Below are 16882 nucleotides of genomic sequence, written 5' to 3' on the forward strand. Positions count from 1 at the left end.
GCGCCAGGAGAATCCGCATATGATAAACACGACCCTTTTGCGGGGCGTTCCCGCCGCTATTGCCGTCACCCTTTCCGGCTTCGCCGCCCTCGCGCAGGAGGCTCTCCCGACGATCGACATCGCGGCCGACGCGTCCAGACAGCGTGGTCCGGCGCGGCGCGACGAAGGGCCGGGCGACCGCTTCACAGGCTACGCCTCCGGGGCGGATCGGCCGGCGAGCTCGACCAAGGACGGCATCGCGATCATGCAGAACCCGATCTCGGTGCAAGTCGTTCCGCGCCAAGTTCTGGATGATCAACAGGCCATCTCAGTCCAGGACTCCATCGTGGGCAATGTCTCCGGCGTGCAGCCGGCCGGCAACACCTGGTATGACGGCTTCACCATTCGCGGGTTCGACAGCTCGAGCATCTTCCGCAATAATCTCGCGACGCCCAACATCACCCATCTGCAGACATCGAATCTGCAGACGATCGAAGTGCTGAAAGGGCCGGCCGCCATGCTCTACGGCCGTCTCGAGCCGGGCGGCGCCGTCAATCTGATCGTCAAGCGCCCTCTCGACTATCGCTACTTCTCCTTGGAACAGCAGGCCGGCTCCTGGGGCCTCACGCGTACGAGCGTCGACGCCACCGGCCCGCTGACCGACGACAAGACTTGGCTCTACAGGCTGAACCTTTCGTTCAACCGCAGCGACTCGTTTCGAAATTTCGTGACCAACCAGGACGCATTCGTCGCGCCCACCCTGAGCTGGCGCCCGACCGAGCAATTGCGGTTCAATCTCGACGTCGAATATCAGAACACGATCTTCGTCGCCGACGCCGACACCGCGTTGCCCGCGATCGGCTCCCGGCCTGCGCCGCTCCCCGTCAGCCGCTATCTGCAGAATCCTGCCGTCACAAGCGCCAATCCGAGCCGCATGGAACGAGGTCTCGTCGCGTATGACTGGACCTTCGACTTCGACCAGGACTGGAGTCTCACCAACCGCTTCATGTATTCCGATCTGCAATGGGCGCAGCGGATCACCGATATATCGTCATTCGACCCCTCCACGGGCGACGTTCAAATGTCCCTCTGGGACGTCAATGCTCATCGCAACCTGCTCAACTCCAATCTCGATTTGAAAGGTCGGTTCGAGACGGGGCCGTTCCACCATCAAATCCTGCTCGGAGGCGACTATCGCTACGACGAAAATCACGACTTCGGCTTTTGCTGCGACGGCTCGTCCCTGCCTGCGCTCAACGCCTATCTGCCGGCCTATGCGACGATGGGCTACACTAAGCCGTCGAACAATTTCTACTGGGACCTCCGCCAGTCCTGGAAGGGAATCTATGGCCAGGACATGATCTCCTTCTTGGACGACCGTGTGCATCTTCTACTCGGCGGGCGCCACGACTGGGCGTCCTATGGCTATGGATATAGCTCCAATTCGTATCCTGAGGCGCGCGGCGTCTATGACCCGAACACCGGCGCCGGTTTCCAGAACGCCATCGATCACGCCTGGAGCCCGCGTGTCGGCCTCGTGCTCCAGCCGGAGCCCTGGTTGTCCTTCTACGCCAATTACACGCGCTCCCTCGGCGCGAGCAACGGCATCCCCGTCCCCGGCAATCCTCCCTTCCCGTCGGAGCGCGGCCTGCAATGGGAAGGGGGCGTCAAGGCGGAGCTCTTCGACAAGCGCCTCGTCGCGACGCTCGCCTATTACGACATCACCAAATCCGGCGTCGTCCAATCGATCCCCGGCGCCCAGTTCTCGCGACCCGTCGGCCTCGTTGAAAGCAGCGGCGTCGAGCTCGACGTGTCGGGCCGCATCGACGACAATTGGAGCGTGATCGGCAATTACACTTATGACGACGCACGAATCATCGCCGACGCCAATGGATCGCCGCTCACGGGCGGCCAGCTCGGCAATCGTCTTCAGAACGTGCCGAAACACGCCGGCAGCCTCTGGCTCAAATATGACGCCGTCGGGGACTTCGCCGGCCTCAGCCTCGGCGCCGGCGTCTTCGCGGTCGGCGAAAGACAGGGCGACAATCAAAATGATTTCCAGCTGCCGGCCTACGCGCGAGTCGATACGATGATTCTCTATCAGATTCCGTCGTATCTGACGCCCGTCGCGAACAAGGCGTCTCTCCAGCTCAATGTGAAAAATCTCCTCGACACGACCTATTATCTCCATTCCTACAATCGTCTCAGCATAGCGCCCGGCGCGCCGCGAACCTTCCTCGCATCCATTCGCGTGGAGTTCTGAACGCGCCCGACAAAGCAAAGGCGGTCGGCTCGAAAGCGCCGGCCGCCGTAGCCTTTCGGCGAGAGGAGAGGAATTTGCGCGGCGTCTTCGTGTTTCTGCATCGCTGGGCGGGGCTCGCAATGGCGGCGTTCCTTGTCAGCGTCGGCCTTACTGGCAGCCTGCTCGCCTTCAACACGGAGCTGGAGCGCCTCTGTGCGCCGCAGCTCTTCGCGACGCCGCGAGCCGGAGCCCCGCTCGATCTGGCGACGCTCGCCGTTCGAGCCGAGGCGCTCGTTCCGCGGGGCCGAGTCCTCTCAGTGACCTATGCGGAGCCGGATCGTGTCGCGGTCACCTTCGCGCCGCGACACGATCCGCAGACGAACGAAGCATTCGAGCTCGGCTTCACCGAGTTCTTCGTCGACCCCTGGACCGGCGTGGAGCTCGGACGGCGCCGTCGCGCCGACCTCTCCGAAGGCCTCGTGAATCTCATGCCTTTTCTCTATGAGCTCCATTGGCGGCTCGCGCTCGGCGACCTTGGCCAATCGATGCTGGGCATTGTTGCGACGATCTGGACGATCGATTGTCTCATCGCCTTCTACCTGACGTTTCCGCCGACGACGAATTCCTTTCTCAGGCGCTGGAAGCCCGCTTGGCTCGTCAAGCTCCGCGCCGGCTCTTATCGCCTCAATTTCGATCTCCATCGTGCAGGCGGACTCTGGCTATGGGTGACGCTCTTCGTCTTCGCCTGGTCGAGCGTGATGATGAATTTGCGTCCCTATGTATATGAACCGATCATGAAGGCGCTGTTCGATTTTCGCTCCGTGGTCGAATTCTACGACGGCCTGCCGAAACGCGCCGATTATCGGATCCCCAAGCTCGACTGGCGCGCAGCGCAGGCCACCGGCGAGCGAATCCTGGCGGAGCAGTCGGCACAGCTCGGATTCACCTTCGACCGAGCGCTGGCGCTTTCCTATATGCAGGACGCCAATGCCTACATGTACGAGGTGCGCGGCAGCCACGACCTCTTCGAGCGCTCGCCTAAAGGCGGCGGCACCTCGGTGATCTTCGACGGTGACGATGGCAGGCTCATTGCCCTGTCGCAGCCGACCGGGGAGCATGTGGGCAATACGATCGAGAGCTGGCTCTACGCGCTCCACATGGCGCGCGTCTTCGGGACGCCCTATCGATTATTCGTCTGCGCGCTCGGCCTCGCGCTCGTCATGCTGTCGGCGACAGGCGTCTATATCTGGTGGAAGAAGCGAAGCGCCCGCCGGCTTCGAGCGCGCCTCACCGTTCCAGCTCGTAAGTCTGCCTCCGCGACTATGTTCCGAAACAGATAGACAGTCGGCAAGACAGGACTCGTTTCAGCGTGCTTTGTCGTCTACTCGTCATCCTCGCCGCTTTTCTTCCACTGCTCGCGCCCTCGAGTGGACATATGGACGCTTTTGGCGCGCCGTTCAATCATGGCTCGTCCACCCAAATCTGCATCCGCGACGGCCTTCTAGCAAGTCATCACGCGCCCGAGATCCCGTGCCCGCTGTGCGAATATTGCTTTACCTGCGATTTCGGATGCGATGGGTTTTGGTTTGTCGTCGTCGCCTTTTACGCTTCTAAATTCGAGCTTTCTGTATCGACGCGGCTCGAACGAGATTGGATCAACTCCCATAGAACTACGCGCTGCTGCGCTTATCGCACGCGCGCTCCCCCAGTCTAAGCGGTCTTAATTTTGAATATTCGCTGCTGATTATTTCTCTTCCGCCTCGACGGGCGGAGGCGCTCAGCATTGTTGTCAATTTCACGCCCGCTTGCGCGGCGATGGGAGAGAGACGTGCCTCACGATCCCAGAGAAATCACTTTCGACAATCCAACTGCCTTCGCATTTCCAGCTGTTGGCCTCTCGCAAATTTCCGGCGACTTCGGGCGCAATCCGTCGAGCATCGGATTTACGCCAGCGTCAGCTGGCGGGCCCTCCCGAACGAGCGAAGAACGTCCAATCAGCCCAGGGAGTCGCTAATGTCCATCTCAGAAAAAACGATCGAGGACCTATTTCGAACCTGCAACCGCTCGATCAACAGCTTCGCACGTCGCCGGGTCGGACGGGAAGATGCAGAAGATGTCGTCCAGGACGCATATCTCCGGCTGCTCCAGCTCGAAAACGATGTTGAGCCGGCACAAGCGCGGGCCTACCTCTTTCGCCTCGCTTCGAGCGTATCGATCGACTGCATGCGGAAGCGGAAAACCCGTTTCGCCTATTTCGTCGACAATATCAAATTCGACGGTATCGGCTCCGAGGAAGGCGCATATGCCACCGCTCCCGGGAATGTCGCCACGATATACGCCTTGCAGCTCTGTCTAGCACGACTCCCTCGTTGCTGCCGCGAGACGTTTCTGCTCAGCCGAATCTATGGAATGACCTATCCCGAAATCGCGGAGCGTCTGGGCATATCGTTGCGGACGGTCAATCGCAACATGGCGAGGGCCGTCGAGCGTCTTCACGCCGCGCTCTGATTGAATTTTCGAACATTCTCGAACCTGCCTGTTCCGACTCGACATGGACGCTGGCGAAACGAGACTTGCGTCCATGTCGAACGCACCTCGTCGACAGATCGAGGGAAACGCTGCGCAGAAGCGCGGCCGAATGTTTATTCGAGCGAGCAAGCGCATCCCGGACAAAAGAAAGAAGCGCGAAGCGCCGCGGAGCCAGCTCGCCCGCGATTTGGAGACCCTCGCCGTCATTTGACGACGCCTATGCGCGCAGGAAGGAGCGCGCATCGAGCTGCTGCGCGTCAACCTGCACGAAGCGAGCGGACAACGACATGCGCCGCCTGCCTATCGGTTTCGGAGCCGACCGCACCTCCCGTGCTCGACGAGCCGATCAGAGGCGCAATGTCCGCGGCAGACGAAAACGTCAGCAAAAAATATTGGCATCTTTCGACAGCCTCATTCGTATTACTCCACGAGAGCCAGAACCGGTCGCAGCTATCGCGCCAATTGTGACAGGGGAGCACGCAAGATGTCATCAAAGGCGATACGATCAAATTCGAGCAACATCGGTGTCTCGTACGTCGCGCAGTCCGATACGGAAGTCGGTTTGGTCGTAGGGCTCGCCGCCGTGAGCCCGATCGAACCTATCCTGCACGATGAGGAGGTGATCGCCGATCAGCGCGCGCCTCATCCTTTCTACGGGCCTTTCGGCAATCCATATCTGACGCGGCAGGAGAACATCGAATCGAATGCGAGGACCTATCCGCGGCACTTGCCGGTGGCCTTGCGGTTTGGCCGTGGCGTCATCGTGCAGGATACAGAAGGCCGCGAGTATATCGATTGCCTCGCAGGCGCAGGCTCGTTGGCGCTGGGTCATAGCCATCCGGTGGTCGTCGAAGCCATTCGTTCTGCGCTCGGCGAAGAGGTGCCTTTCCAGACGCTGGATTTGCCGACGCCTCTGAAAGATCGCTTCACTCGCGAATTGTTCGACAGCCTTCCCGCCGAGTTTTCGCGAGATTTCAAGATCCAGTTTTGCGGGCCGTCCGGGGCGGATGCGATCGAGGCCGCTCTGAAACTGGTCAAGACAGCGACAGGACGTCGAGGGATTGTCTCGTTTCACGGCGCCTATCACGGCATGACGCACGCGACGCTCGGCGTGACCGGCGAGCCGACTCCCCGCCAAGCCATCGGAGGGCTGGGAGGCGAGGTTCAGTTTCTGCCCTTTCCTTCCGATTATCGGTGCCCTTTCGGCCTCGGCGGCGAAGCGGGCGCCGCTATGGGAGTGCGATACATCGAAACATTGCTCGAGGATCCCAACAGCGGGGTCCTCCTTCCCGCGGGCATGATCCTGGAGGTCGTTCAAGGTGAAGGCGGCGTCAATCCCGCCCCCGATGATTGGCTGCGGCAGATTCGTGACATCACCAAACGGCGCAATGTTCCTCTAATTATCGACGAGGTGCAGACCGGGCTCGGGCGCACCGGGCAGCTCTACGCCTTCGAGCATGCCGGCGTGACGCCCGACGTGCTCGTCCTGTCGAAGGCGATCGGCGGCGGGCTTCCGCTGTCAGTTGTCATTTATCGACGCGATCTGGACAGATGGGAACCCGGCGCGCACGCAGGCACATTTCGCGGCAATCAGCTGGCCTTTGCTGCCGGCGCGGCGACTATCCGCCATGTCGTGAGCGAGAGGCTCGATGCCCATGCGGCGGAGATGGGCCAACGCTTGCGCAAAGGGCTCGAGGCAATTGCCGTGGACGTGCGTTGCATCGGCCATGTGCGTGGGCGCGGGCTCATGGCTGGCGTCGAAATCGTCGACAGAGACGAGCCCGGCGGATATTCGCGGGCTTCTGCTTCCAACTTGGCGCGACGCATCCAGCATGAGTGTTTGCGCCGAGGCTTGATCCTGGAGTTGGGCGGACGATTCGGCTGCGTCGTGCGACTCCTCCCGCCGCTCATCGTGAGCGCCGGCGTGATCGACACCATTCTCGACAGGCTTCACGCGGCGGTGAAAGCCGCGGAGCGCGCACCAGCCATGTCCGCATGCGAGTAGCGCTCTGTCTACCGGAAGCGGAATTCGAAAAACGCAAACACAGTTGAGGGACAACCATGGCTTGGACCGACGAAGATCAAACGATCTACAAAGTGGTCGTCAATCATGAAGAGCAATACTCGATTTGGCTAGAATACAAGGATATTCCTGGGGGCTGGCGAGCCGTCGGAAAGACCGGGACGAAGGCCGAGTGCCTCGCTCATATCAAAGAAGTCTGGACGGACATGCGCCCATTGAGTCTGCGCCGACAGGTCGCGGAGGAAGAGTCGGCCGCTTCTTGAGGCCTAGAAGCCGGCATGGCCTTTCCGGAAAGAACATACCAGACGTCGGCTCCCCGCGATGTTGCAAACGATGTTCGGATGCGAACGGCGGAAGCTGCCCGCCGCATCGAAATCTCGGCTTGTCAACGCCAGTTTTCGGGCGAGTGGCGACGGATCGATCGCTCGCAGTGATCCAGGTCGGGACGATATGTTTTCGTGCGGCACGCGAATCTCCGTGCGGGGCGGATCGAGAGTTCGAGGCTCGAATGTCGAAAGTATACAGTGTCGACGAGCTGGACCGTCTGGCGGCGCACGATTTCGCCGAGTCCTACGTGCGCCGCGCAAGGCCAGTCATCGTGAGGGGCGCTTTGAAGGAATGCGCGGCCTACTCGGGTTGGACATTCAATTATCTGCGCAACCTTGCCGGCTGTTCGAATGTTCCGCTCAAGAAGTGGACGGACCTGGGAATTCATGTGTTCCACCAGCCTTTGACGGAGTATCTGGAAAGTCTCGAGCTTTATGAAAAGAATCGAGAAGGAGGACGGGACGACATGGAACAGCCCGCCTACCTGCACGACATTCCACTGACCAGCCTATTTCGCTACGCCGACACCGAGCTCGAGACTTTTCCGCGAGACTTCTTTCCATCATGGTACGGCGCCGACTGGCCGAAATTCGCCCAGATGTTTCTCGGCCCGTCGAACAGCTTCACACCGCTCCATTTCGACTGCCTGCTGACGCACAATCTGTTTTTTCAAATTTCGGGAAGAAAGCGCTTCACGCTTTTGCCGCAAGAGGAGCTTTGGCGGTGCTATCCCTATAATTGGCGCTGGTGCAAGGTCGACGTCGAAGCGCCAGACTACGAGCGTTTTCCGCTCTACCGCGAGGCGCGAAAAGTCGAAGTCATCGTCGGTCCTGGCGACCTTCTCTACATGCCGCCCGGGACGCTGCATCATGTCAGAAGCCTCGATTGTGCGCTGTCCTTCAATGTCGATTGGCACACGAAGGGCAGCTCCGTGAATGGGGTACTGGCGGTCGCACGCGGCATGCCGCTCAAGACCGCTTACTACAATGCGCTAATTGCCTGCGCGATATGGACCGGCGTCCCGTCGAAACGAATCATGCCCTACTACAAATCCTATCTCAACTATGTGTCCTGACCGATCGCACCGCGCGCATGATCGGACAAAAACACAAAAGGAACGACGCATAATGTCACTCGCTCTCGCCGGCGTCCAGCGGACGGACTTTCCCTTTGCCGCTCCGAATCTCGTCGATCTTCTGCGCATGCGCGCGGCCGCGCAGGCCACGAAGCCGGCTTATGTTTTTCTCGACCACGGCGAGAGGGAAGGAGCGCGTCTCAGCTATGCGGATCTCGATCGCAGAGCGCGGGCGATCGCGGCGCATTTGAGCACGCTCGGACTGAGCGGTGAGCGCGCGCTGCTGCTCTATCCGCCCGGGCTCGATTACATCGCGGCTTTCTTCGGTTGCCTCTATGCCGGCGTCATCGCCGTGCCGGCCTATCCTCCGTCCGGCCGCCATGTACAGAGGCTACAATCGATATTCGGAGATGCATCGCCCGCCGTGGTCATGACGACGCATTCCTTGCGTGAGCGCTTCGAAAGAGAGGCAAGCAACGAATTGCTGCGTATTCCCTGTCGATGGGTCGCGACGGACCAGATCGCGTCGGAGGATGCCGACTCCTGGCATGCCTACGCGCCCGAGCCGGATCAGATCGCGTTTCTACAATATACATCTGGATCGACCGGCGATCCTCGCGGCGTCATGGTCACTCACGCCAATCTGCTCAGCAATCAGGCGCTCATCCGTGAAAGCTTTATGCATGACGAGAATTCCGATCTCGTCGGATGGCTTCCCCTGTATCACGACATGGGACTGATCGGGAACGTGCTTCAACCACTCTATGTCGGCGCGACCGCGTATCTGATGTCGCCGATGGCCTTCTTGGAAAGGCCGCTGCGTTGGCTTAACGCAATCTCGACCTATCGGGCGCATACCAGCGGCGGGCCGAACTTCGGCTTCGATCTCTGCGTGCGGAAGATCAAGGACGAGGACAAGCGTCATCTCGATTTGAGTAGCTGGCGCGTCGCCTTCAGCGGCGCGGAGCCGGTGCGCGCATCTACTCTGGATCGTTTCGCCCGAGCATTCGCGGACTGCGGCTTTCGGCGAGACAGCTACCTGCCTTGCTACGGCCTGGCGGAAGCCACATTGGTGGCGACCGCGCCGACGCGAGGTCGACCGCTTTCGGTGAAGGATGTCGATCGGCAGGCGCTGGAGGCGGGACGAGTCGCGTTGCCGCAGGGTAAGAAGTCTGCGAGCATTGTCGGTTGCGGGCATGCATGGCCCGGATATGACGTGCGCATCATCGACCCTTCGTCCAGGATGCCATGCGCTCCCAATGAAATCGGCGAGATCTGGGTTGCCGGGCCTGGTGTCGCGCGCGGCTATTGGAACAGGCCGGAGGACAGCGCGCGCGTCTTTCAGGCGACGATCGCAGGAGACGAGGACGGCCGCGCCTATCTGCGCACCGGCGACCTCGGGTTCATCCAGAATAGCGAGGCGTTCGTCACCGGCCGACTCAAGGATCTGATCATCATCGCCGGCCGAAACGTCTATCCGCAGGACATCGAGAGTGCGATCGAGGAGCAGATCCCCGGTTTGCGGCGTGGTTGCACCGCCGCCTTTTCAGTGACCGTCGAGGATCGAGAGGATCTCGTCATCGTCACGGAGCCGGATCGCTCTCTCCTCGTGGCATTGGAAAAAGGCGACGGCCAAGCGTTGATTCACAAAATTCGCGCTTGCGTCGCCAATGAGGCGGATGTCGAGCCGTGGGAGATCGTGCTTGTGGAGCCGGGCTCCATCCCGAAAACGTCGAGTGGAAAGCTTCGGCGGATGGAGTGCCGGAGAAACTATGCTTCGGGAGCGCTGCGGACGCTCGTGTGCGCGTCTGCCGTTGAACGCTCTACCTCGGATGCATCGTCGCGGCCCGTTCCTAAGCAGTTCGATCCCTTGTTGCGTGAGGCGCTCTCCTATCTCGATCTCTCACAAAAGACGGCTCTTCTCACCCGTTTTCTGATCTCCGCCGTCGCGCGCGCGTTGAAGGCGCCGGAAAGTGATTTCAGCCCCGCGACGCTGCTCTCTCGCAGCGGGCTCTCCTCCTTGCGCGCTATCGAAGTGAAGCACGCACTAGATTCCGTGCTCGGAGCGGAAACGCCGATCAGCGTTCTTCTGTCGGAGATGAGCTTTGCGGAGGCCGCCGTCGCCATCGCTCGGGCCACGTCCGATGAGGCTTCGTCCGTGCGCGAGGCTCGAGGCGCCCTGGATCCGCATGCTTTGTCGCATAGCCAGAGGGCAATGTGGACGGTGCATCAGCTCGACACGTCGAGCAGCGCCTATAATTTGCATCTCGCCCTCGATTTAGACGAAAACCTCGACACCGAACGCTTTCGGCGCGCGCTGGCGCAACTGATCGAGCGACACGCTTTGCTTCGGACTCGCTATCGCTCCGGCCCCGACGGCGTCGGGCAGGAAACGCTTCCGGCAGACGCATTGGACAGATGGTTTTGTGAGGTGGACGCGACGAGCTGGACAGCGGCGCAGTTGAACGACGCGCTGTCTCGGGACGCGCGGCGCCCGTTTGATCTCGAAATGCAGGCTCCGTTTCGCGTCGCTGTCTATAGTAGAAGCGAGCGCGGTCCAATCCTTCTTTTCGTCGCGCACCACATCGCAGTCGATCTTTGGTCGCTGCTGCTTCTCATCTCCCAGCTCGACGCCGACTATCTCTCGCCCGAGGCGCGCAGCGGTGTCACGCCGCCTGCGAGCGGCGACCATGGCGATTTCATTCGCCGCGAGATCGATTATCTCGCCTCCCCCGTCGCGGAGCGGGATTGGACTTATTGGAGCGAAGAGCTTGGAGCCGAAACGCCGGCGCTCGAATTGCCTACCGATTTTCCTAGGCCTTCCGTTCCCGACTATAGAGGAAGATCGGCGCCTCTGCGGCTCGACGCCGAGACGACACGCCGGCTGAAAGGCCTGGCCGAGAGCGAAGGCGTCAGTCTCTTTTCGCTTCTGCTCGCCGCCTATTTCGCCCTTCTTCATCGCGTGACTGGACAATCCGATCTCGTCGTCGGCGCGCCGACGAGCGGGCGAATGGCGGCGGAGACCGTCGACCTCGTCGCAAACTGCGTCAATCCGGTCGCCTTGCGGGTGCATGCTCGAATCGAGAACAATTTCGACGATCTGCTGCGCCGGACACAGGCGAAGGTCAAGGGCGCGCTCGAACATCAGAGATTCCCGTTTCCGCTCATCGTCGAGCGATTGCGCCCCGAGCGTCGTGAAGACGAGTGGCCAATCTACCAGACATGGTTCGTGCTGCAGCAGGCGCAATCGAGCGCGCCGGCGGATTACGCCGCGCTCGCGCTCGGCGAGGACGGCGCGCCATTCTCGTTCTGCGGCCGATCGGCGAGATCCTCGAGCCTCGTCGAGCGCGTCGAGATGTTCGACCTCAAAGTGATGGCGGCCGAGGTCGGCGAAGAATTGGTCCTCTCATTCCAGTACAAGACGCAGCTGTTCGCGGCAGCCAGCGTCGAAGGCTTGGCGCGGCGCTATCGCCTGCTTCTCGAGGGAGTTCTCGAAAATCCGCGGACGCGTGTTGGCCACCTCCCTTTCTTGGAAGCCGCCGAGCGTCATCGGCTGGTGGCGGAGTGGAACGATACGGCGTCGGATTTTCCGCGCGAGGCTTGCATCCACGAGCTGTTCGAGGCGCAGGCCCGGCGGCGGCCGGAAGCGACGGCGGCAGTGTTCGGGGACGAAGAATTGTCCTATGGCGAGCTGGAGGCGCGCGCCAATCGGCTGGCGCGGCGCCTCGTCCGGCTCGGCGTCGGGCCGGAGACGATCGTCGCCCTGTGCGTCGAGCGCTCACTCGACATGGTGGTGGGTCTGCTCGGCGTGCTGAAGGCCGGCGCAGCCTATCTGCCGCTCGACCCCGATTATCCGGACGAGCGCCTCGCCTATATGATCGCCGACGCGTCGCCGCGGCTCGTGCTGGCGCAGGAGCGTTTCGCGGACCGGCTCCCCTCTGGAACGCCCGTGCTGCTTCTCGACGCGGAGCGTGAGGCGCTCGCTCGCGAGAGCACCGCGCCGCTCGGCCGCCGCGCCGCGCCGCAGAACCTCGCCTATGTCATCTACACCTCAGGCTCCACCGGAAAGCCCAAAGGCGTCGCCGTGCCCCACTGCGGCGTGGTCAACCGCATCGACTGGATGCAGAAGCGCTACGGGCTCGAGGCCGACGACACGCTCTTGCAAAAGACCCCATTCGGATTCGACGTCTCGGTGTGGGAGTTCTTCTGGCCGCTGCAGGCGGGAGCCCGCCTCGTGTTCGCGGCGCCGAACGACCATCGCGAGCCGGCGCGGCTCGCCGAACTGATAGAGCGGCGCCGCGTCACTACGCTGCATTTCGTGCCGTCGATGCTGCAGGCGTTCATGAGCGTCGCGAATCTCTCGGCGTTGCCGTCGCTGCGGCGGACGTTCTGCAGCGGCGAGGAGCTGCACGCGGCCGCCGTTCGACGCTTTCATGCCGCGTCGCGAGCGGAGCTTCATAATTTCTATGGCCCGACCGAGGCGTCGATCGATGTCAGCGCATACGAATGCCTACGCGACGACGGCTCGCAGAGCGTGCCGATCGGCCGTCCGATCGCAAATATCCAGCTCTATGTTCTCGACGCGAGTGCGGAGCCTGTTCCGGTCGGCGTCGCCGGGGAACTCTGCGTCGCCGGCGTGGGCCTCGCGCGCGGCTATTTCGGCCACCCCGAGCTGACCGCGGAGCGTTTCGTTCCGAACCCATTCGACGCGTCCGGCGAGCGAATGTATCGCACCGGGGATCTGGCGCGCTTCCGGGCGGACGGGAACATCGAGTTCCTCGGGCGGCTCGATCATCAGGTGAAGATCCGGGGCTTCCGCATCGAGCTCGGCGAGATCGAGGCGGCGCTGCGGCGCCTGCCCGAGGTTCGCGACGCCGCAGTGGCGGCGCGGGCGGACGCATTCGGCGACAAGCGGCTCGTCGCTTATGTGATAGGCGAAGAGCAAATGGATTTCTCCGCCCTGAAGGCCGCGCTGGGGCGGGAATTGCCGGACTACATGATCCCCCCACTGTTCGTGCGGCTCGAGGCGATGCCGCTCACGTCGAGCGGCAAGCTCGACCGCAAGGCGTTGCCCGAGCCCGACCTTGCGACGATCGCGCGCGGCGTCTATGTCGCGCCCCGCACGCCGACGGAAGCGACACTATGCAACATTTTCGCCGAGGTGCTCGGCCTCGAGCGCGTCGGAGTCGACGATGATTTTTTCGCACTCGGCGGCGACTCGATTCGCGCGATACAGGTCACGAGCCGGCTCCGGCAAGCCGGTCATGAACTGACGCCGCGCCAATTGTTCCAGCATCCGACCGCGGGGCGGCTGGCGCCGGCATTGACGGCGCCCGAGGACGCGTCGTCGCTATCGGACGTCGCGCGCGCTGTCGCGGAATTCGCGGCGCCCTTCGCTCTAGCGCAACTGGACGCCGAGGATCTCGAACGCGTCTTGCGTCGGCATGCCGACGTCGAGGACGTCTATCCGCTCACGCCGATGCAGGAAGGCATGCTGTTTCATGCCCTGTCCCAGACGGGATCCGGCCTTTACCACATGCAGGAGCGTTACGAAATCAAGGGACCGCTCGACGTCGCCGCCTTTTCGTCCGCATGGCGCGACGTCGTCGGTCGTCACGCCAACTTGCGCACATCCTTCGAGTGGGACGTGCAGGGCCGCGCTCATCAAGTGGTTCATCGTCGCGCTTCATTGCCTATCGATCTGCTCAACCTGCGACATTTGTCGTCTATCGAGCAGTCGACGCACATCGACGCTCTCCTTGACGCAGAGCGCGAGCGAGGGTTCGATCTCTCTCGAGCGCCATTGATGCGCATTCGACTCGTTCGAGTCGCCGACGATCGCCACATCTGCGTGCGGAGCTTTCATCACATCATCATGGACGACTGGTGCACCTCCCCGCTATTGCTCGACGTTCGCAAGCATTACGCTGCCGGATTGGCGGAAGAATCCGTCGAATTCGAGCCGGCTGGGCAATTCAGGGACTATATCGCGTGGCTGCGCACCAAGGACATGACGGCCGCCGAGAGCTTTTGGCGGCGCTACCTCGACGGCTTCTCGGAGCCGACCCCGCTCGTGGGCGCCGAGATCGCGGACAATTCCGCCGACGCCGCTGTTGATGTCGACGACGTGATCTTGACCTTGTCGACGGATGATTGGCGAAAGCTCGAGGCGCTCGCTCGCCGGCATCGCCTGACCGTCAACACTTATGTGCAGGGCGCGCTCGCGCTGCTGCTCGGCCGATACGCCGGCATCGACGAGGTCGTTTTCGGCGTCACGGTCGCGGGCCGTCCGACCGACCTTCCCGGCGCGGAATCGGCGTTGGGCCTGTTCATCAATGGGTTGCCGCTGCGTGTGCGCATCAGACCCGATCAGCCCGTCGTCGACTGGCTGCGCGACGTGATGTCCGACAATCTGGAAATGCGTCAACATGAATTCGTATCGCAATCGATGATTCAGAGCTGGAGCGCTATTCCACGCGCAAACGCGCTCCTCTTCCAGCACCTCCTCACTTTCGAGAATGCGCCTATCGACCCCAGCTTGCGGGGCGACAAGAGCATTCTCGACATCGATCTGCTGCAGCTGCGCGTCCATACGAATTATCCGCTGACGTTCGTCGCCATTCCGAGCGAAACGCTCACGCTCCGCCTGACCTATGATCGAGAGCGGTTTGACAGCGCGACGATCGAGCGCATGGCTGCGCACTTCAAGCATGCGCTCGAAGAGCTGATCGCAAAGAGCGATCGTCTCGTCGCAGACGTGCAGCTCCTAACCAAAGACGAGCGACGTCGCATCGCAGTGGAATGGAACGAGACGGATTACGATTACGACGGTCCGCTCGATCTCGTGCAACGGTTCGAAGCACAGGCCGAAGCGCGTCCCGAATCCGTCGCGGCCGCCTGCAAGGGTGAAACCATCACCTATCGCACGCTCGACGAACGCGCGAACCGCATCGCGCGCGCGTTGATCGAAGCAGGCGTCGCGCAGGACGATCTCGTCGCATTGTGGGACGCGCGAGGGCTCGACTTTCTCGCGATGATCCTCGGCGTGTTCAAAGCGGGCGCTGGCTATCTGCCCATTGATCCTACCTATCCCGACAGGCGCATACTTCAGGTGCTCGAGGAGGCCGAAGTGGCATGGCTCGTCGCCGGAGCGGATCAACGCTCCCGCGCAGCCGCTCTCTGCGCCGCGTTGGATGAAGGCGCGCGTCCGCGCCTGATCGAGCCGGACGCGCGAAGCGACGGCGACGACGCAGCGAGCAATCCATCGCCGCGACACAGACCACGCAACCTGGCTTTTGTCATCTTTACATCCGGCTCCACCGGTAAGCCGAAAGGCGTGATGGTCGAGCATCGAGGCATGTTCAACAATCTCATCACCAAGAAACGCGTGCTCGATTTGACGGCCGACGACGTCATTGCGCAGACCGCGTCGCAATGCTTCGACATTTCCGTTTGGCAATTTCTCACCGCGATCGCCATCGGCGCGAGGGTCGAAGTCTTTCCAGACGACATTTCTCGCGATCCGCAGCGGATGCTTGAGGAGATCGACCGGCGACAGGTAACGATTCTCGAGGCGGTGCCGTCGATGATCAAGGCGCTGCTCGATGCGGCGGAAGACGATGAACGATTGACCGGGCTTCGATGGCTGCTGCCTTGCGGCGAGGCCTTCACGCCGGAACTATGTCGGCGCTTCATGGCGCGTTTCCCGAGCGTCCGCCTGCTGAACGCATATGGACCGGCGGAATGCTCGGACGACGTCTCCTACTATCCCATCGAGAAGCCGCCGGAAGGCGACGACCTGAGTGTTCCGATCGGGCGTCCCGTCGACAACACGCGGCTCTATGTCGTGGATCGGCAGCTCGAGCTGACGCCTGTCGGCGTAGCAGGCGAAATCTGCGTCGCCGGAATCCAGGTCGGCCGGGGGTATATCAATCGCCCGGAGTTGACCGCGCAATCCTTCGTTCCCGATCCCTTCGGTCCCTCAGGGTCGGTTCTCTACCGCACGGGCGACCTCGGTCGTCGCCGCTCCGACGGTGTCATCGAGTTCCTCGGACGTGTCGACCATCAGGTCAAGATTCGCGGCCATCGAATTGAGCCGGGCGAAATAGAAGCTTGCCTAGTCGCCCACCCGCTCGTGGAGGAGGCCTGCGTGATCGCTCGGGAGGTCTCGAAGAACGTGTTCGGCCTGGCGGCCTATGTGGTCACGCCGCGGCTCGAAACAGACGAGCTTCGCGCGCATCTGCTGCAGACACTGCCGGAGTTCATGGTCCCGAGCGCATTTGTCTTCATGGAGAAGCTTCCGCTCACTTCCAACGGCAAGGTCGACCGCAAGAGACTTCCCGACGTCGACGCCTCAGCGCATCTGTCGCGCGCCTATGTGGCGCCGCGCACCGCGACCGAGAACACTCTCGTCGCGATCTGGTCGGATGTTCTCGGCGTGGCGCAGGTCGGCGTCGAAGACAATTTCTTCGAGCTCGGAGGACATTCGCTTCTCGCGATCCAATTGCGATCTCGCATTCGCGGCGCCTTCGCGATCGAGATGCCGCTGCCCGTCCTATTCGACGCAGCGACCATCGCCGCGCTCGCGGAACGCGTGGAGGATATGGTCCTCGCAGACATCGAAGCGTTGAGCGACACGGAGGCGTCCTTCCGAGCGGAAGAACTGGCGCCGGCCCGCGCCTGACGCCGAGACCGTTCTCGAAAGGAG

At 61.9% G+C, this 16882-nt stretch carries 7 protein-coding genes; all 7 read left to right on the forward strand.

All coding sequences use genetic code 11. The features are described from left to right. Positions 1-19 precede the first annotated feature (19 nt). The 7 genes from AC6IY7_RS02530 to AC6IY7_RS02560 all read left to right on the forward strand — a co-directional run bounded on the left by AC6IY7_RS02530 (position 20) and on the right by AC6IY7_RS02560 (position 16858). Positions 20-2242, forward strand: coding sequence for a TonB-dependent siderophore receptor (locus tag AC6IY7_RS02530; protein WP_497781441.1), 2223 nt, complete (start codon positions 20-22; stop codon positions 2240-2242). Positions 2243-2316: 74 nt separating this feature from the next. Then, the gene (locus tag AC6IY7_RS02535) at positions 2317-3561 is read left to right on the forward strand and encodes a PepSY-associated TM helix domain-containing protein (RefSeq protein WP_497781442.1); all 1245 of its coding nucleotides are present in this window, start codon (positions 2317-2319) and stop codon (positions 3559-3561) included. Positions 3562-4234: 673 nt separating this feature from the next. Further along, positions 4235-4729: an RNA polymerase sigma factor gene (locus AC6IY7_RS02540; RefSeq protein WP_497781443.1), complete on the forward strand. Its 495-nt coding sequence runs from the start codon at positions 4235-4237 to the stop codon at positions 4727-4729. A gap of 505 nt (positions 4730-5234) precedes the next feature. Beyond that, entirely contained in the window at positions 5235-6755 is a 1521-nt protein-coding gene (locus tag AC6IY7_RS02545; protein ID WP_497781444.1) for a diaminobutyrate--2-oxoglutarate transaminase, read from the forward strand. A 56-nt stretch (positions 6756-6811) separates the two neighbouring features. Then, positions 6812-7036, forward strand: coding sequence for an MbtH family protein (locus AC6IY7_RS02550; RefSeq protein ID WP_497781445.1), 225 nt, complete (start codon positions 6812-6814; stop codon positions 7034-7036). A 245-nt stretch (positions 7037-7281) separates the two neighbouring features. Further along, positions 7282-8175, forward strand: coding sequence for a cupin-like domain-containing protein (locus tag AC6IY7_RS02555; protein WP_497781446.1), 894 nt, complete (start codon positions 7282-7284; stop codon positions 8173-8175). A 52-nt stretch (positions 8176-8227) separates the two neighbouring features. Further along, complete coding sequence (locus AC6IY7_RS02560) at positions 8228-16858, forward strand: amino acid adenylation domain-containing protein (protein ID WP_497781447.1); 8631 nt, start codon at positions 8228-8230, stop codon at positions 16856-16858. Positions 16859-16882 lie beyond the last annotated feature (24 nt).

This window comes from Methylosinus sp. is20ea (genome assembly GCF_059718135.1).